This window comes from Caballeronia humi, assembly GCF_001544475.1.
Taxonomy (GTDB): domain Bacteria; phylum Pseudomonadota; class Gammaproteobacteria; order Burkholderiales; family Burkholderiaceae; genus Caballeronia; species Caballeronia humi.
Genome location: NZ_FCNW02000021.1, coordinates 71,453 through 87,775, shown reverse-complemented (window position 1 = coordinate 87,775; position 16,323 = coordinate 71,453). Strand labels below are relative to the sequence as shown.

Here is a 16,323-nt window from a genome sequence, read left to right as displayed (position 1 = left end):
ACACACAGGCTTTCAACGACTCCGAGAGGCAAGAGAATGGCAATCGACGCTATCGTGGCAAACATGGACCCGGTGTGGACCCGCACGAGCGAAGAAGCGAAGCCTGTAGCGAAACACGAGCTCAGGCGCTTCCTTCAAGGCGTGCGGGACGACGGCTACCCGCTTCTGCTGATGAGCGAACTCAACGCCGCGAGCCTGAATCACGCCATCGGCGAAACGCTGGGCGACGACGGCATCACGTATTTCTCGGCAATCCTGTCATCGAGCGCATGCGGGACGCGCTATGCGGTGGCGCTTCATACGCTCGCGACGCCTGCGCATCGCGTCGTCGCGGTCGGCGCGGATGAACGCGGACTCGAAGAGGCGCGCAGCTCGGGCATCACGCGCTGCGTGCCCCTCTCCGATGCCTTGCGCCGCGGGTCCGCGCCGTTCAATTGATTGAAGCGTTTTCGGGAGAACCACCATGTTGAATCGTTACGCGCAACACCAGGTCGATTCGCCCCATCGTATCGTGATCGTGGGCGGCGGTGCCGCCGGGCTCGAACTCGCGACGCGGCTCGGAAACAGCGTCGGCAAGCGCCGCCAGGCCGAAGTGATCCTCATCGACCGTTTCCCGACCCACTTCTGGAAGCCGCTCCTTCACGAGGTCGCGTCAGGCCAGATCGACGCGTCGAGCCATCAGATCGACTACGCCTCGCACGCAAAATGGAACCACTTCCGGTTTGAACAAGGCGCGCTGTCGAGCATCGAGCCCGATAGCCGCGAGATCGTCATCGACGAAACTGCCGACATCGACGGCCGCGCGATTTTGCCGCGCAGGACGCTCCGCTTCGATTCGCTCGTGCTTGCGCTTGGCAGCGTCACGAACTTCTTCTCGATTCCTGGAGCCGAGCAGCATGCGCTGACGCTGGAGACGGTGGAGCAGGCGGAAACGTTCAGGCGGCGTCTGCTGTCGAGCCTGCTGCGCTCGGGGCAGGCACAGCAAACGACACCAGTCTCGGTGACGGTGATCGGCGGCGGGGCGACCGGCGTCGAGCTGGCCGCTGCGCTGCGCGGCTCGGCCGAGATGGTGCGCGACTACCACCTGGCTTCGCTCGACCCAACCGACGATATCCGCATTCGTTTGCTCGAAGGCGCGCCGCGTGTGCTGCCCGCGCTGCCCGAACGGATCTCGACGCGCGCTCAGGAAATGCTGGCGGGCCTGGGCGTCGAGGTGCGGCTCGGTTGCCGCGTGAAATCGGTCGATGCCCAAGCGGTTTCGACGGCGGATGGCGAAACGCTCGCAAGCGACATCACCATCTGGGCGGCCGGCGTGGAAGGACCGCCGATTCTGCGCACGTTGCAAGGGCTGCCGCTGAACCGGCTGGGACAGGTGATCGTCGATGGGGAACTGCGGGTGGAGTTCGGCTCAGGCATCTACGCAATGGGTGACTGCGCGGCGTGCGCCGCGTCGAAGGGCGACGCGCTCGTGCCGCCGCGCGCACAGGCGGCTTATCAGCAGGCCGTCTATCTCGCCGATGCACTTGCGCGACGTCTCGATGATCGCAGCGTGCCACTCTTCTCCTATCGCGATCAGGGAACGCTGATCTCCTTCGGACGTGCGGGTGCGGCGGGGGCGTTGATGAGCGAGTTGTTGCGAAGGCCGCTGTTCATCGATGGATGGTTCGCGGCGCCGTGCTACCGGCATCTTTATCGCAGACACATCGTCGGCCTCACGGGCATCAAGCGCGCGGTGATGTATGCAGCGAGTCAATGGCTGAGGGAGCGCGTGCGGCCAACGGTGAAGTTGAACTGACGTTAGTGGCGCATCAATTGGGAGCACGCGGGAAACCGCGTGCTCCCATCTCAGTGCGCCACCACGGCCCTCGCACGCTCGACTTTCCCCATTGACAACATGCTGATGCCCGCGACGATCGTCGGGATGCCGACGAGCGCGAACACCGTCGGCAGGCCCCAGCCGAGCGCCAGCATCCAGCCGCCGCCCATCGAACCGAGCACCGAGCCGATGCGGCCGATTCCCGATGCCCAGCTTACGCCCGTCGCGCGGCTCGCCGTCGGATAGAAACCTGCAGCCAGCGCATTCGCGCCGACCTGCGCGCCCGACACGCAAAAGCCCGCGCCAAATACGGCGACGATCAGGACCGCCGTATTCCCGGTGCTGCTGCCGATCAGCGCCGTGAACACCGCCGCCAACGCATACGTCAGGCCGAGCACGCGTTGCGGATTGAAGCGGTCCATCAACTGGCCGAGCGCGATCGCGCCGGCCGTGCCGCCCACCTGGAACATCGCGGTCACAAGGGACGCCTTCTTGAGCGTCATGCCGGTGCTGCTGATGAGCGTCGGCAGCCAGCTCGAAAGCAGGTAGATCACCAGCAGGCTCATGAAGAACGCGAGCCAAAGCAGAAGTGTTCCGCGACGCAGTTCAGGATCGAACAGATGCTTGACCGGAAATCCCGTTTGCGCTTTCTCCGGCACGGTGAATCGCGCGTTCGTCAGATCCATCGACGGCGCGATCCGCTGCAACGTGCGACGTACCTGTTCCGGCTTTTTGCCCTTCATCACCAGAAAGCGGGCCGACTCAGGCAGGCACCACGCCAGCACAGGAACCAGCAGCAGCGGCAGCACGCCGCCGATCACGAGCACCGCGCGCCAGCCAAAGTCCGCCACCACATGAGCGGCGGCCACCCCACCGAGCGCAGAGCCCAGCGTAAAGCCGCAGAACATCGTGGTGACGAGCACCGAGCGATGCTTCTCCGGCGCGTACTCGGAACTGAGCGTCACCGAGTTGGGCATGGCGCCGCCCAGACCCAGTCCGGTGAGAAAGCGCAGCACGACCAGCATCTCGACCGAATTCGAGTAGGCGGAGGCGAGGCTCGCCAGCCCGAAGAACAACGCGCAGACCATCAGGATGGTCCTGCGCCCGAAGCGGTCGGCGAGCGGGCCGAACAGGAACGCGCCCGCCATCAGCCCGGCGAGCCCCGCGCCGAACACCGGCGCGAGATGCGCGGGCGTCAGGCCCCATTCGGCGCGAATCGCCGGTGCGATAAAGCCGATCGCGGCGGTATCGAAACCATCGACCGCGACGATTAGAAAGCACAGCAGCAGCGTGACGACCTGCATCGCTGACAGCCTGTGTGCGTTGATGAAACCCTGGACGTCGATCGTCTGCTGCGTGCTCATGACTTGTCTCCTGAATATTTATGTGGATCGTCGCCGGTCAGAACCGCTGCTCACGAAAGAAGCCGAGCTTCTCCTGCGCGACGCGATCGGAATACGAGAACAGCACCAGATCGTCGTTTGCATGCAGTGTGTAGCTCATCCAGCCCGGTACGACCACCACGTCGTGCGGTGAGAGATCGAAACGCTCATCGCCAATCTGCAAGCGGCCCCGCCCTTCGACCACGACGAACACCGCGCTGTCGCTCGACCGGTAGCCGCGTGTGGCGAAACCCTTCGGCAACAGACGGATCGTGGTCGCCATCGTCGGCATGGCCCAGCCGCCGTCGACCGGGTTGACATAGCGCATCAGGTAGCCCGCGTGTGCATCGGGTTCGCTGCCGCGTGTGAGCGTGTGCAGCGCCTCGCGGGTGCGCGCATACGGGTAGTTGAATACCGGCGAATTCAGTGAGCCAGACTGATAACCGACCGGCAGCAGGCCGCTGCCGTAGCGCGCGAGCGCGTCGCCGGCGGGGCGGCTTACCGGCGCTTCATCGGACGGATAGTCTTCGCGGAACGTGCTGTTGAAGAGCGCGACGAGCGGAATGTCGAGACCATCGAGCCAGACCATCGGCGCGTTCGTCTCGTTACCGTGATGGTGGAATGTCCACGACGGCGTGATCACGAAGTCGCCTGGCTCCATCAGCGTCTTCTCGCCATCGACGGCGGTGTACGCGCCGCTACCCTCGATGATGAAACGCAGCGCACTTTGCGTGTGCCGATGCGCGGGCGCGACCTCGCCCGGCATGATCAACTGCAGCCCGGCATATAGCGAGTTGGTGATCTGCGAGCTGCCTTGCAGGCCCGGATTCTCAAGGATCAGCACGCGACGCTCGGCTTCCTTCGCCGAGATGTGCTCGGCGGATTCGAGCACATAGGGCCGCACGTCCTCGTAACGCCACTGATGCGCGACGCACGCGGGCGCCGGCGCTTCGGGCACGAGCGACTTGAGGCGGGTCCACAGCGGCGCGAGACTTTGGGTATCGGCGCGGCCGTAGAAAGCTTCGCGTTGAGTTTGAATGGTGGACATCGAACGACTCCTTGATTCAGGCCACGAAATCGGGCTGGCGGTTCGGCGCGGCATCGGCGAAGGCCGCGAGCCGCAGACAGTGTTCGTTGATACGCAGGATGCGCGGGTACGCCGACAGATCGACGTTCATGCGCTGCGCATTGGCGACTTGCGGCACGAGGCAGCAGTCGGCGAGGGTCGGCGTTTCGCCCACGCAGAAGCCGCCTTGTGCAGGGAGCCAGGCTTCGAGCGCGTCGAAGCCCTGCTCGATCCAGTTCAGGTACCACTGCTGCTTCTGCGCCTCGCTCAGTTCGAGCGGACCTGTCAGGTACTTCAGGACGCGCAGGTTGTTGAGCGGATGAATATCGCAAGCGATCAGCGAAGCGATCTCCAGCACGCGCGTACGCTCGGGACCGTCGGCAGGAATCAACTGCGGCGTCGGTCGAAGACGCTCCAGATAATCGATGATCGCGAGCGACTGCGTGACGCGCACCGCGCCGTGCTCCAGCGTCGGTACGAGTCCAGCCGGATTCAGCGCCTTGTACTCGATGCCGTTCTGCGCGCCGGTGCGGATATTGACCCCGACGTGCTCCCATTCCAGTCCCTTCAACCCCAGCGCGATCCGCACGCGATACGACGCCGAGCTGTTGAAGAAGCCATGTAGCTTGAGATGGCTCATGATCAGACGACCCGCACGCTCAGTTCGCCGAGCCCGTCGATGCCGCCGCGCATCACGTTGCCGCGCTGCACGCCCGCGACACCTTCCGGCGTGCCCGTGAAAATGAGGTCGCCCGGCTTCAGTTCGAAATACGTCGAGAGGTTCGCGACGATTTCCGGCACCGACCAGATCAGCTTCGCGATATCGCTGCGTTGACGGTCCACGCCATCGACCTCGACCCACACCGCGCCCTGCGTCGGATGACCGATCTTCGACGCCGGCACGAGCGGCCCGATCGGCGCCGACTGGTCGAATGCCTTGCCGAGTTCCCACGGACGGCCCTTGTCGCGCAGCTTGAGTTGCAGATCGCGCCGCGTCATGTCGAGGCCGACCGCGTAGCCCCAAACGTGCTCGTTGGCCTTGTCGACCGGAATATCGCGCCCGCCCTTGCCGATCGCGGCAACCAGTTCGATCTCGTGGTGATACTCGGTGGTCTGCGGCGGATACGGCACCTCGACCGTCTGCCCGTCGGGCACTACGACGATCGTGTTATCGGGCTTGCAGAAGAAGAACGGCGGTTCGCGGTCGGGATCGAAGCCCATCTCGCGCGCATGCGCCGCATAGTTGCGGCCGACGCAGTAGATGCGGCGCACGGGAAACAGATCGTCGCTGCCCGCGACGGGAATGGCGACTTGTGCTTCGGGATCGATAACGTAGCTCATGGTGATGCTCCAGTCAGTGGTCGGTTGTGTGTTCAGGATTGGGCGAGGCAGGTCTCGGCGGTCCAGCCGTAGAGCCATTCGAGCGCGTCGTAGAAACGCTCGTCGCTGCGGCCCTTCCAAAGTTCGTTGCGCACGAGGCGCTCGACGCCCTTCGCGTGGAAGATGCGTCCCATCTCGCGCGCGGAGAGGACGACCCGTGCGGTGCGCGCGACGCGCGAACGCTGGTACAGGTCGAACGCCTTGGTGAAATCGTTGTCGTTGACGCGCAGCGCTTCGCCGAGCGTCACCGCGTCTTCCATCGCCATGCAGGCGCCCTGCGCGAGGTATTGCAGCGTCGGATGAGCGGCGTCGCCGAGGAGCGCGATGCGTCCGTAGGTCCATTGGGCAATCGGATCGCGGTCGGCGGTCGCCCAGCGCTTCCAGCTCTTGGGCAGGTCGATCAGTTGCCGGGCGCGCGGGCAGATGTCGCTGAAATAGGACTGGACTTCCTCGCGGCTGCCTTCGCGCACGCTCCACTCTTCGACTTCGCGGCTGTGGAAGGTCACGACGACGTTGTATTGCTCGCCGCCGCGCAACGGGTAGTGCACGAGGTGGCAGTTCGGCCCCACCCAGACGGCGGCGGCGTTCCATTGCAGATCGGCGGGAAAGTCCTTTTTGTCGACCACCGCGCGATACACCACGTGACCCGATACGCGCGCGTCGTCGCCCACGTACTGCTGGCGCACCGCGGACTTCACGCCATCGGCGCCGATCAAAGCCACGCCACGGTGCGCGTCACCGTTCGAATCGAACACGGTGACGCCGTCGCGGGTCTGCTCGATGTGCGCGACCTGCGTCGAGGTCAGGAACTCGATGCGATCGCTTTCCTGCGCGCCTTCGAGGAGCGCGCCGTGCACGTCGGCGCGGTGAATCACGGCGTAGGGATTGCCGAAACGCGCACGAAACGCCTCGCCCACCGAAACGCGCGCGACGGTCGATTCGTCGAGCGCATCCATCATGACCATTTCGTCGGTGTAGACCGCCCGGGCGCGCGCCCGCTCGCCGATGCCGAGCGCATCGAACGCGGCGAAGGCGTTCGGCCCGAGCTGGATGCCCGCACCGATTTCGCCGATCGCGGGCGCCTGTTCGAGCACCTTCACGGCAAAGCCCCGGCGCACGAGCGCAAGCGCGGCAGCCAGGCCGCCGATGCCGCCACCGGCGACGAGAACAGGCAATGAAGAAGTCGAGGCGTTCATGGTTGTCTCCTGTTAGAACGCATACTGATCGTCAGCACACTGATGAATAGTATAGGGACGAAATACGCTATGATCTCTTTGTGTTTACCCGTATCTGGAACGAGCCATGACCCGACGGAATCGCGAGCCTCATCTGGACGAATTGCCCGGCCATTACATCCGGCGGCTGCAGCAGATGGCCGTCGCGGTTTTTGCAGAGGAAACCGCCGCGTTCGGCATTACGCCGGTGCAATACGCGGCGATGCAGGCGGTGCATGACCAGCCGCAGATGGATCAGCGTTCCCTATCGCGCAACATTGGTTTCGATACGTCGACGATCGGCGGCGTGATCGACCGGCTGGAAAAGCGGGGCTTGATGCAGCGCAATGCGTCGGAGGACGATCGCCGGGTGCGGCTGTTGACGCTGACCGACGATGGCGAAGCGTTGCTGAGGGAGGTGCAGCCCGCGATGCTGCGGGCTCAGGTGCGCATGCTCGCGCCGCTGTCGGAGACCGACCGGCGGCGCTTCATGAAGATGCTGAAGATACTGGTGGGAGACGTGGAAGATCGGCCGGTTGCGCGCCCGGATTCCGGGGACGACGTGCGCTGAAACGCGGACGTCGATCAGGACGCGCTTTGCGAATCCCCGTCGATCGGGATCATTTGCCCGGAGATCGATCGCCCGGCGTCCGACGCGAGGAAAACCGCCAGCGCGGCGATATCGGCGGGATCGACGAAGCGTTTGATCGACTGGTTCGCCAGCGCCGCCGCTTCTTCCTCGGCGACGCTGCGACCGCTGACCGACGCCCGTCCCTCGAAGACCTGCTGCAGGCGCGGGCCCGCCACGGCGCCCGGCAGGATCGCATTGACGCGGATGCCGAATTCACCCAGCTCGCGGGACAGCGTTTTGGTGAAGCCGATGAGCCCCCACTTCGTCGTCGCGTAGGCGCTGCGATTCGGGTAGCCGAAGCGCCCAGCCAGCGACGACATCACGACGATCGAACCCGCCGCTGATTTCTTCAGATACGGGATGGCGAGCTGCGTCACGGCGAACGTGCCCGTGAGATTCACGCGCAGGACGCTCTCCCACGTATCGGGATCGAGGTCCGCCACGCTGGCTGAGGGTCCCGCGATGCCCGCGTTGTTTACAAGCACGTCGAGACCGCCGAGCGCGGCAATCGCCTCGTGCACCATGCGTGCGACCGAGCCGCGATCGGCCATGTCGCACACTCCGGTCGTGACGTCGGGCAACTGCTCACGCAATAGCCCCAAAGCGGCCGCGCTGATGTCGCAGACGAAAACCTTCGCTCCCGCCGATGAGAAAGCTTCTGCGATCGCACGGCCTATACCGCCCGCACCCGCCGTGATGAGTACGCGTTTGCCTTGCATGGTCGACATGGAATCTCCTGTGGATCAGAATGGCGGTCGCCGTTCAGGCGCAGGCTGCGCGGATGTAATCGGGCACCGGGACCGCTTTCAGCCGGCCGTCCGCGCTTCGCACGCACAGCGCGCGCGTTTCCTGTCCCTCGCAGATCAGCGTCTCGCCGCGCATGATGCGATGCTGCTGGATAAAGACCTTGCCGCGCCACGCTTCGATCCGCGTATGGACGTCGAGCCTTTCGCCATGCGTCGCCGAGGTATGAAAACGCGTATGAATCTCCAGCAGCGGCGGTCCGATGCACTGCTGCGGGTCCGTCAACTCGTGCCACGCTGGCAATCCGCATTGTCGGAAGAAGTGGTGCGCGGCGGCGTCCATCCAGCGCGAGAAGTTCGGAAAGAAGACGATGCCTGCGGGATCGCAGTCGCCGAAGTGCACATCGACGCTGTAGACGATTTCCTTGCTCATGGGTCTATGCTCCAGTTTCCAATGTCGTCATTATTCGGGTATTGCGCCGGTGAGACTGTCAATCCGGCGACACTCCAGCTCGACGCTCATACGTACAAAGTCAGGAGACAACGATGACTCGTCCGATGCGGACGGCCGCCCCATCGCTCACCCTTGACGACATGCTGGCGCAGTCGCCCTGGTTCGCTTCCATCGACGAAGCCGCGCAGAGCAAGGTGCGCGCCGAGACGTCGGAGCGTGCCGCGGCGATGGGTCAATTTCTCGGCCGACACGGCGAGCGCCAGCACGTCTGGTTCGGGGTGCTCGAAGGCCTGATCAAGTGGTCGATCACCGCGCACGACGGCCGCACGGTCACGCTGGGTGGACAACTAGTGGGAAGCTGGTTCGGAGAAGGCACGCTGATTCGCAAGGCGCCGCGCCAGTCGGATCTCATCGCGCTGCGCGACAGCCGCGTCGCGCAGATCCCGCTCGCCACCTTCGACTGGCTGCGCAGCACTCAACCTTCCTTCAACGAGTTCCTGCTGGTGCAGGTGAACGAACGCCTGCACTGGTTCATGGGCAACGCCGTCGCGCACGGGCTGCTCGATACCGACAATCTCGTGGCACGGGCGCTGGTCGGCATGGTGCATCCGCTGCCGAATCCACGCGGCGAGCGCTATCTGCAACTGTCGCAGGAAGAACTCGCCAACCTGGCCGCCGTCTCCCGGCAAACCTGCAACAAGGCCATGATGCATTTCAAGGAAGCCGGCCTCATACGCACCGAATACGGCGGCCTCGTCGTGCTCGATCTGCCGGGGCTGCAGGCGCTTGCGCAATAGCCGCCGCGCCGACACTTCGACCTAGCGTTTGCCCTGTCCGCAACTGTCGTGGCAGCGACAGTGATTTAAGCGTGCGCCACAAATAATGCGTGTCATACGACAAAGGGAGACACGCAATGAACCGCGCACGTTCGCTGCCCGCAGTGGGCCCGGAGACCAGCCGAAATCCGGCACGCTCGGCCGAAGACATCGTTTTTCGCAAGATCAGCTGGCGCGTGATGCCGATCGTGTTGATCGCCTACGTCTTCGCGTTTCTCGATCGCATCAACATCGGCTACGCACAGTTGCAGATGAAGCATGACCTCGCCTTCTCCGATGCCGTCTACGGGCTCGGCGCCGGTATCTTCTTCGTCACCTATCTGCTGTTCGAGGTGCCGAGCAACCTGCTGCTCGAAAAGATCGGCGCGCGTCTGTCGTTCCTGCGCATCATGGTGCTGTGGGGGCTTACGTCCGCCGCGACTGCGTTCGTCACCGAGCCGTGGCAGTTCTACGGCATCCGGCTCCTGCTGGGCATGTTCGAAGCAGGTTTCTTCCCCGGCATCATCCTGTATCTGACGTATTGGTATCCGAGCCAGCGACGCGGCCGCGTGACAGGACTCTTCCTCTTCGGCATGCCGATCACGGGCGTGCTGGGCGGCCCGCTCTCGGGGACCATCATGAGCGGCATGGAGGGTCTGGGCGGCATGCACGGCTGGCAATGGCTCTTCCTCGTCGAAGGCCTGCCGACCGTGCTGCTCGGTTTCGCGCTCTATCGCATGCTGCCGGACAAGCCGGGCCGCGCGCCCTGGCTGAACGACGCGGAGAAAGCGCTGGTGCAATCCGTTCTCGATGCCGATCACCACGGCGACGCCAAGGCTACCCATCACGGCAGGCTCGCCGCAGCGCTCACCGACGCCAAAACCTACGTGCTCGCCTTCGTCTATTTCTGCTGCGCCTGTGCCGTGTACACGGTCACGTTCTGGCTGCCGACGATGATCAAAGGCCTCGGCATCGCGCCAATCAACACCATCGGCTGGTACACGGCCGTGCCCTATGCGTTCGGTGCGCTCGGCGTGCTCGTCATCAGCCGCAGCTCGGATTATTTCAAGGAGCGTCGCTGGCACGTGGGAGGGACGCTGGTTATCGGCGCCATGGCGCTGGCCTCGACTTCCTTCCTCGGTACGGATGTCGTCGCAGTGATGGCCCTCTTGTGCATTGCCGCTTTCTTCATCTTCGGCGGCGGGTCGCTCTTCTGGTCGATCCCCCCGACCTATCTTTCCCGCGAGGCGGCGGCGGCCGGCATCGCGGTGATCAGCTCACTCGGCATCCTGGGCGGCTTCGTCAGCCCGACGCTGATCGGCTGGATCAAGGGCGCGACCGGCAGCATCCAGATGGGGCTCTTCGCGTTGACGGCCCTCGTCATCGTCGGCGGCCTGACGATCCTGCTCGGCCTGCCGAAGAGCGCAGTGCGAGTGGGCCCGAGCGCGCACTGAACCCCGGTCAAACTTATCTATCTTCGGAGAACACCAGCATGAGCAAGCCCAAAGTCATCGTGACCGTCGCCCCGACCGGCGGCATGGCCAGCAAGAAAATGAACCCGAACCTGCCGACACAGCCGCAGGAAATCGCCGACGATACCTACCGCTGCTACAACGCAGGCGCGAGCGTCGTAGCCGTGCACGCACGACGCCCGGACGACGAAGCCACCTGCGACCCCGCTATCTATAGCCACATCAACCGGCTGATTCGCGACAAATGCGACATCATCCTGAACAACTCGACCGGCGGCGGCATCAACGGCGACATGGTGCGCGAGCTCGACAACGGCCTGTGGGAGATCCAGTGGGAAGAACGCCTGAAGGGCATGCAGGGCGACGGCGTCGAAATGTGCACGCTCGATGCGCAGACCGTGATCGCGAGCTTCGGCGGCAAGGAAATTCTCGTCGCCACGCCACCCTCGCGCATCCGGCAGATCGCCGAGATGATGAAGGAGCGAGGCATCAAGCCTGAATGGGAGGTGTTCGGCCTTGCCGACATTGTCCAGGATGTGCAGCGCGCCATCAACGAGGGGCTCGACGACGCGCCGCACTTCATCAACATCGTCATCGGCGCGAATGCGTTTCAGGGCGCACTGCCGTACACGCCGCGACTGTTGCAGACGATGGTTGATCACCTGCCCCGCAACTCCGTGTTCAACGTGAGCGCGATCGGCGCGGCGCAATTGCCCGCCGCGATGAATTCGCTCTTGCTGGGCGGCCACGTGCGCGTTGGGCTGGAGGACAATCTGTACTACAGGCAGGGCGAGTTGGCGACCAACGTGCGACTGGTCGAGCGGCTCGTGCGTCTGGTGCGCGAAATGGGCTATGAACCGGCCACGCCCACCGAGGCGCGCGAGATCATCGGACTGCGGCCCCTGCGCGAAACGATCCACACGGCCTGTCTGGAGGCGTAAACGATGACAAAGCGAGCCTGCAACATAGCGGTTGTCGGCACCGGCGTGATCGGCGCAGGCTGGGCGACGCATTTCCTGGCGCACGGCTTCGCGGTCACAGCGACGGACCCCGGCGAGGGAGCGCAGACGCGACTGCGCGGCTGGATCGACGACAGTTGGCCCGCAGTCGAACGACTAGGCCTCGCCGATGGCGCCTCGCGCGATAACCTCACCTTCACGACCGACCTGAGCGCTGCGGTCCGCCATGCCGACTTCATTCAGGAGAGCGGTCCCGAGCGCCTGGACGTCAAGCACGCGCTGATCGCTGACATCGAATCGGCCGCGAAGGTGGATGCGATCATCGCGTCGTCGTCGTCGGGGCTGTCGGTCAGCGAAATTCAAAGGGGCGCGAAACATCCTGAACGGATCGTTCTGGGACATCCGTTCAATCCGTCGCACATCATTCCGTTGGTCGAGGTCGGCGGTGGCACGCTGACTTCGACCGAGAACGTAGCGAAGGCGATGGCGTTCTATGCCTCGACGGGCAAGAAGACCATTCGCATCAACAAGGAAGTCAAAGGACACATCGCTAACCGTCTGCAAGTGGCGCTGTGGCAGGAAGCCATCAGCCTGGTACAGCGCGGGGTCGCTTCCGTGAAGGACGTCGACGCGGCGATCGCCTACGGTCCGGGCTTGCGCTGGGCGTTGCTCGGACCGTTTCTCAACCTGCATGCTTCCGGCGGCGCGGGTGGCATCACGCATGTGCTGAGGCATCTCGGCCCGGCCCAGCGCGAGTGGGCTCGCGATCTCGGCACGTATCCCGAGAACGATGATTACATCGAGCCGATTGCGAAAGGTGTCGATGCGGAACTGGAGCCGTACGATTTCCCCGAGATGCTTCGACAGCGCGATGATCTGCTGCTTCAATTGCTGGAGGCAAAGCGCAAGCTTTCACAGATTCCGTAGCGTCGCGAGCTTCGTTACAGTCCATAAGCATGAATCTTGTGGTCGAAACCTGCGACGAACAGCCGCCCGTTGACGACCGTCGGCGAGGCGAAGATCCCACCGGTCACGCGATCTGCAACGGGAAGACTCGCGGTGCTCCAAAGCTGCTGGCCGCTGCGCGCATCGACTGCGAAGACTTCGCTTGCAACGCCCGAGACGTAATAGACGACCCCGTTCGCCGCCACGGGCGGAATCGGCGGCGTGATCGAGTTGCCGCGAACCCGCAAGTTCCAGACGCGTGCGATCGAACAATCCGAGTGAACGGACAGCGCCACCAGTCCGTTCGCGACCGATCCCGAACTGACGTAGATCTGATTCAACACCGGATCGAATGCAGGGATGCCGTTGAAGCTCCCGCCCGTCTGGCCGATCAGGAATGAATTGATCGGCCCGTTCGCCAGCGCGTTGCGATTGTAGACGTACATCATCCCGCTCTTCTGAAGCGCAGCCAGCATCGGCGGGCAGTTGGGCGTCTGGAACAGGAGCGGCGTGGCGCCGAAATCCACGTCGCGGCTTCCCGGCGGCGGAGGCGCGGGCGCGTCCGCGGCATCGACCACAAGACTGGGCGTCAGCCTGACGACATGCTCGGAATAAGGCAAATTCTCCGGATCGGAAAACGAGTTTCCGGTCGCCGTGTAGAGCCACAAGCCATTCGGCGTCACGGAGATGCCGCCCGGCCCCCAGATGCCGCCTCCATCGGGTCCGGTCGCGCCACTCGGAAACCATCTCTGCAGGATCTCGAAGTTGGTGGTCGATACACGTATCACCTGACCGTGATAGGGCCTCACATCACATCGGCTGGCGGTGGCGACATAAAGATCGGAGCCGTTGAGCGTCGGGCTGCCATACACGAACGTTCTCGGCGATCCGTTTGCAGGATCGAGCAATTGCACCCAGGGCAGGACATCGGCCCCGGTGGCCAGATCCAGCGCATGCAAAAAACCGAAACCCGTCACCACGTACAGGCGATTGGTCGCGCGGTCGATGGTCGGTGTGCCGATCGTGCCCAGCAAGCGATTGGAGGCGTTGAAGTCGGCGCAGTCGGTCTGCACGGTGGGCGCCTGGACGCTCCAGATGACCGCGCCCGTCGCGGCGTTCAATGCAACGATCCGGCCGAGCCACGTCGCCGCGTACACCACGTCGGTCGGTACGCCGTTGACGAGGACGCCAGTAGCCAGCGTCGGCTGCGTCGTAATCGGGCCGCCGATGTCGGTCGCCCAGTGCGACCGCAGCTGGGCGACACTACCCACGCCGAGCACGCGTTCGGCCGCGTTGTAACCGATGCGTTGCTTGTTCATGCCGAAGGTCGGCCAGTCCGTGGCGACTTGCGCGTGGGCGCATATCGACGTGAATGACGTAAACGTTGCAAAGGCCGCAGGGATGAGCATCGAGACAGCCCGACGCACGAAGGACGTTGTGTTCATGTGGCACCTCGGAAACGAAGACGACTCGCGGGATCGGCAAGCGCACAGGAAACGATCGAAGGCTTGAAGAGAGAGCAACAATGACGCGCGTTGACACAGGCCGCAGCCCGTTAGTGATTGGGCGGCCAGAATGCTTTATGTGATGAGTACACGTGACGTCACGAGGCTGGGGTCGTGAACGTCAGACTGTGTTATAGCAGGTCTTTCTGGAAGCCTACTGGTTGATTACCCTGTGAAAGCGGACATTCATTCTCGCGTTTTGCCATGCCATTTCGGCCTCGCGACTTGGCTGATACCCCGGCAAGAGGCCTTCTATGGGCTTCGCGGCTTTGCTTCTTCCTGGCCGATTTCGCATGAATCCAATAAGCTCTGTCGCGATAGCGTGTGCGATGACAGTGCGTGATCGGCGGCTTTGTTATCGCTGCATACGTAACTGCGCTTACGGCGGTATTCAAGCGAGCGGCTGCGTGACGCCGACTTCAGCGTCGTAATCGACACTGCACGCCTCCCTGAACGAAGAGGCGAGGCACAGCCACAGCCGCGAGCTGTCAGGAAGACGCTAAGAAACGGCCCGATACCGCCTGCACGTCAGCGAGAAGAAGTTGAGCAGTTCGAGCGCGCGGGCGCGTTCCATGACGCATACGCGCCGCTATGCAGATTCGTCAGCGTCGACGAGTTCGGCGATCTCGTGTACTTCCAGCGTGCGTCCATGCCGCGTCTTGACGCCATGACCCCACGCCTGCACATGCGCGCCGGGACTCAAATAATCAATGAGTTCGGCGGCCGCGTGCGGTGGCATGCGCAACGACGTGCCGTCGTCGAGCAGCGCGCCACGCAATTCGCCCTTCGGTCCATAGAGCGACAGCACGACCTCGCCCTGCACGTCCATCGGACGGCCTTCCGGTTTCTCGTGTTTCGGTGCGTCGTGATTCGGACCTTCATCGAGAATCTCGACACCCTGCTTCGACATCAGCGACACAGCCGCGATCAGGTCCGCGTCGCGCGGCTTCACGCCTCGTACGCGGATCGTGTCGCCAGGTGCGATGTGTTTCGCGACTTGCTTCGAGAGATGAGGCGGAAAGTGAACTTGCCGCTCGTGGTCGAGGACCAGGCCGTCGAGTTCGCCATGCTTGTTGAGCAGAAACTGTGTGACGCGGCCACGCGTTTCAGGCAGGCAGGCGGGATCGATCCAATGCATGTCGTAACTCCGTTGTAGAAATGGTTAGCGATAAAACTATTCAGTCGATGGCCGTGCCGTAAAGCGACGTGAGCTTGCCCGGCGTGCCGAATGAAGTCGCCTGCAGCGCGGCGCCGTAGCGGTTGCGCGTGCCATAGCCGCGCGCGGCGACTGTCGCGCCCGGTCGCAGCAGTTCCGGAAACTGCGACGCGACAGGCGGCGTCAGCTTGACCACCGTGCCATCGGCGAGCAACACGCCATCGGGTTCGCCGCGCGGCGCGGTCGTCACGCGCAGCACGCGGCCGCTGGCATCGAGCTTGACGAGGCCGGCGCCGCGCAACGACTTCGGCAGACGCGGGGTATCGGCGGGAGGTGGCTGGTCGACGACGGTTCGGCCGTTCGTCGCGTTGGCGATCTGCTGGGCGCGCAGGCTGCCACCCGGCGTCGCGTACCCGGTCGCCTGGACGCTGTCGCCGGGCGCCACCGTCGCCGCGACTTGAGCGCCGAGATGGGGCGGGAAGTTGATCAGCGCATCGTCGGCGAGGAGCAGGCCGTCGATGTCACCTTCGGGGTTGATCGTGTAGCGCTTCACGACGCCTGTCTTGCTCGCGATGACCGCGTCCGAGGGCAATTTGCGCGGACGCGCCGCGCGCGGTGGTGGTGACGGCGCAGTGTTCGTCAAAGCAGGCGGCGGCGGTGGTCCGGGATTTTGCGCAGCGCATCCCACGGCGCCCGCGACGAGTAACAGTGCGACGGCGCAACGGGTAACAGAGACGGTTGCATGCATGGTTTGCTCCTCGTGTCCGCAAGGACGATGCGGTCAC

General features: G+C 64.0%; 17 protein-coding genes. 7 read left to right on the top strand and 10 right to left on the bottom strand.

The window, feature by feature from the left end:
- Positions 1-36: 36 nt before the first annotated feature.
- Complete coding sequence (locus tag AWB65_RS19470; RefSeq protein WP_087668694.1) at positions 37-438, top strand: hypothetical protein; 402 nt, start codon at positions 37-39, stop codon at positions 436-438.
- A gap of 25 nt (positions 439-463) precedes the next feature.
- On the top strand, positions 464-1,795 hold the full coding sequence (locus AWB65_RS19465; RefSeq protein ID WP_087668693.1) for an NAD(P)/FAD-dependent oxidoreductase: 1,332 nt from the start codon (positions 464-466) through the stop codon (positions 1,793-1,795).
- Between the two features lie 50 nt (positions 1,796-1,845).
- Here AWB65_RS19465 and AWB65_RS19460 read toward each other — a convergent pair whose 3' ends face one another.
- Genes AWB65_RS19460 through AWB65_RS19440 form a run of 5 tightly spaced genes read right to left on the bottom strand, consistent with a single transcriptional unit; the run spans position 1,846 to position 6,840 of the window.
- Positions 1,846-3,180: an MFS transporter gene (locus tag AWB65_RS19460; RefSeq protein WP_087668692.1), complete on the bottom strand. Its 1,335-nt coding sequence runs from the start codon at positions 3,178-3,180 to the stop codon at positions 1,846-1,848.
- Between the two features lie 37 nt (positions 3,181-3,217).
- Positions 3,218-4,246 carry a gentisate 1,2-dioxygenase gene (gene gtdA, locus AWB65_RS19455; RefSeq protein WP_087668691.1) on the bottom strand — a complete coding sequence of 343 codons (1,029 nt, stop codon included), beginning with the start codon at positions 4,244-4,246 and terminating at the stop codon, positions 3,218-3,220.
- A gap of 16 nt (positions 4,247-4,262) precedes the next feature.
- Positions 4,263-4,904 carry a maleylacetoacetate isomerase gene (maiA, locus tag AWB65_RS19450; RefSeq protein ID WP_087668690.1) on the bottom strand — a complete coding sequence of 214 codons (642 nt, stop codon included), beginning with the start codon at positions 4,902-4,904 and terminating at the stop codon, positions 4,263-4,265.
- 2 nt (positions 4,905-4,906) lie between these two features.
- Positions 4,907-5,605, bottom strand: a complete 699-nt coding sequence (locus AWB65_RS19445) for a fumarylacetoacetate hydrolase family protein (RefSeq protein ID WP_087668689.1) — start codon at positions 5,603-5,605, stop codon at positions 4,907-4,909.
- Between the two features lie 32 nt (positions 5,606-5,637).
- Entirely contained in the window at positions 5,638-6,840 is a 1,203-nt protein-coding gene (locus AWB65_RS19440) for a 3-hydroxybenzoate 6-monooxygenase (RefSeq protein WP_087668688.1), read from the bottom strand.
- A 106-nt stretch (positions 6,841-6,946) separates the two neighbouring features.
- On the opposite strand from AWB65_RS19440, the gene AWB65_RS19435 reads away from it, so the two are divergent.
- On the top strand, positions 6,947-7,429 hold the full coding sequence (locus AWB65_RS19435; protein ID WP_087668687.1) for a MarR family winged helix-turn-helix transcriptional regulator: 483 nt from the start codon (positions 6,947-6,949) through the stop codon (positions 7,427-7,429).
- A 14-nt stretch (positions 7,430-7,443) separates the two neighbouring features.
- Here AWB65_RS19435 and AWB65_RS19430 read toward each other — a convergent pair whose 3' ends face one another.
- Together AWB65_RS19430 and AWB65_RS19425 are read right to left on the bottom strand one after the other, a co-directional pair.
- Positions 7,444-8,217, bottom strand: coding sequence for an SDR family oxidoreductase (locus AWB65_RS19430; protein WP_087668686.1), 774 nt, complete (start codon positions 8,215-8,217; stop codon positions 7,444-7,446).
- Between the two features lie 34 nt (positions 8,218-8,251).
- Positions 8,252-8,665 (bottom strand): acyl-CoA thioesterase, encoded by a 414-nt coding sequence (locus AWB65_RS19425; protein ID WP_087668685.1) that lies wholly within the window; start codon positions 8,663-8,665, stop codon positions 8,252-8,254.
- 113 nt (positions 8,666-8,778) lie between these two features.
- Between AWB65_RS19425 and AWB65_RS19420 the strand changes: the two genes are divergently transcribed.
- The 4 genes from AWB65_RS19420 to AWB65_RS19405 all read left to right on the top strand — a co-directional run bounded on the left by AWB65_RS19420 (position 8,779) and on the right by AWB65_RS19405 (position 12,859).
- Positions 8,779-9,483, top strand: coding sequence for a Crp/Fnr family transcriptional regulator (locus tag AWB65_RS19420; RefSeq protein ID WP_087668684.1), 705 nt, complete (start codon positions 8,779-8,781; stop codon positions 9,481-9,483).
- Positions 9,484-9,599: 116 nt separating this feature from the next.
- Positions 9,600-10,955, top strand: coding sequence for an MFS transporter (locus AWB65_RS19415; RefSeq protein ID WP_087668683.1), 1,356 nt, complete (start codon positions 9,600-9,602; stop codon positions 10,953-10,955).
- Positions 10,956-10,993: 38 nt separating this feature from the next.
- Complete coding sequence (locus AWB65_RS19410) at positions 10,994-11,914, top strand: beta-keto acid cleavage family enzyme (protein WP_087668682.1); 921 nt, start codon at positions 10,994-10,996, stop codon at positions 11,912-11,914.
- Between the two features lie 3 nt (positions 11,915-11,917).
- On the top strand, positions 11,918-12,859 hold the full coding sequence (locus AWB65_RS19405; RefSeq protein WP_087668681.1) for a 3-hydroxyacyl-CoA dehydrogenase NAD-binding domain-containing protein: 942 nt from the start codon (positions 11,918-11,920) through the stop codon (positions 12,857-12,859).
- 14 nt (positions 12,860-12,873) lie between these two features.
- Here AWB65_RS19405 and AWB65_RS19400 read toward each other — a convergent pair whose 3' ends face one another.
- From AWB65_RS19400 to AWB65_RS19390, 3 genes are all read right to left on the bottom strand, one after another.
- On the bottom strand, positions 12,874-14,322 hold the full coding sequence (locus tag AWB65_RS19400; protein WP_087668680.1) for an outer membrane protein assembly factor BamB family protein: 1,449 nt from the start codon (positions 14,320-14,322) through the stop codon (positions 12,874-12,876).
- Between the two features lie 649 nt (positions 14,323-14,971).
- On the bottom strand, positions 14,972-15,520 hold the full coding sequence (locus tag AWB65_RS19395; protein WP_087668679.1) for a hypothetical protein: 549 nt from the start codon (positions 15,518-15,520) through the stop codon (positions 14,972-14,974).
- 40 nt (positions 15,521-15,560) lie between these two features.
- Positions 15,561-16,286: a hypothetical protein gene (locus AWB65_RS19390; protein WP_235007680.1), complete on the bottom strand. Its 726-nt coding sequence runs from the start codon at positions 16,284-16,286 to the stop codon at positions 15,561-15,563.
- Positions 16,287-16,323: the final 37 nt, after the last annotated feature.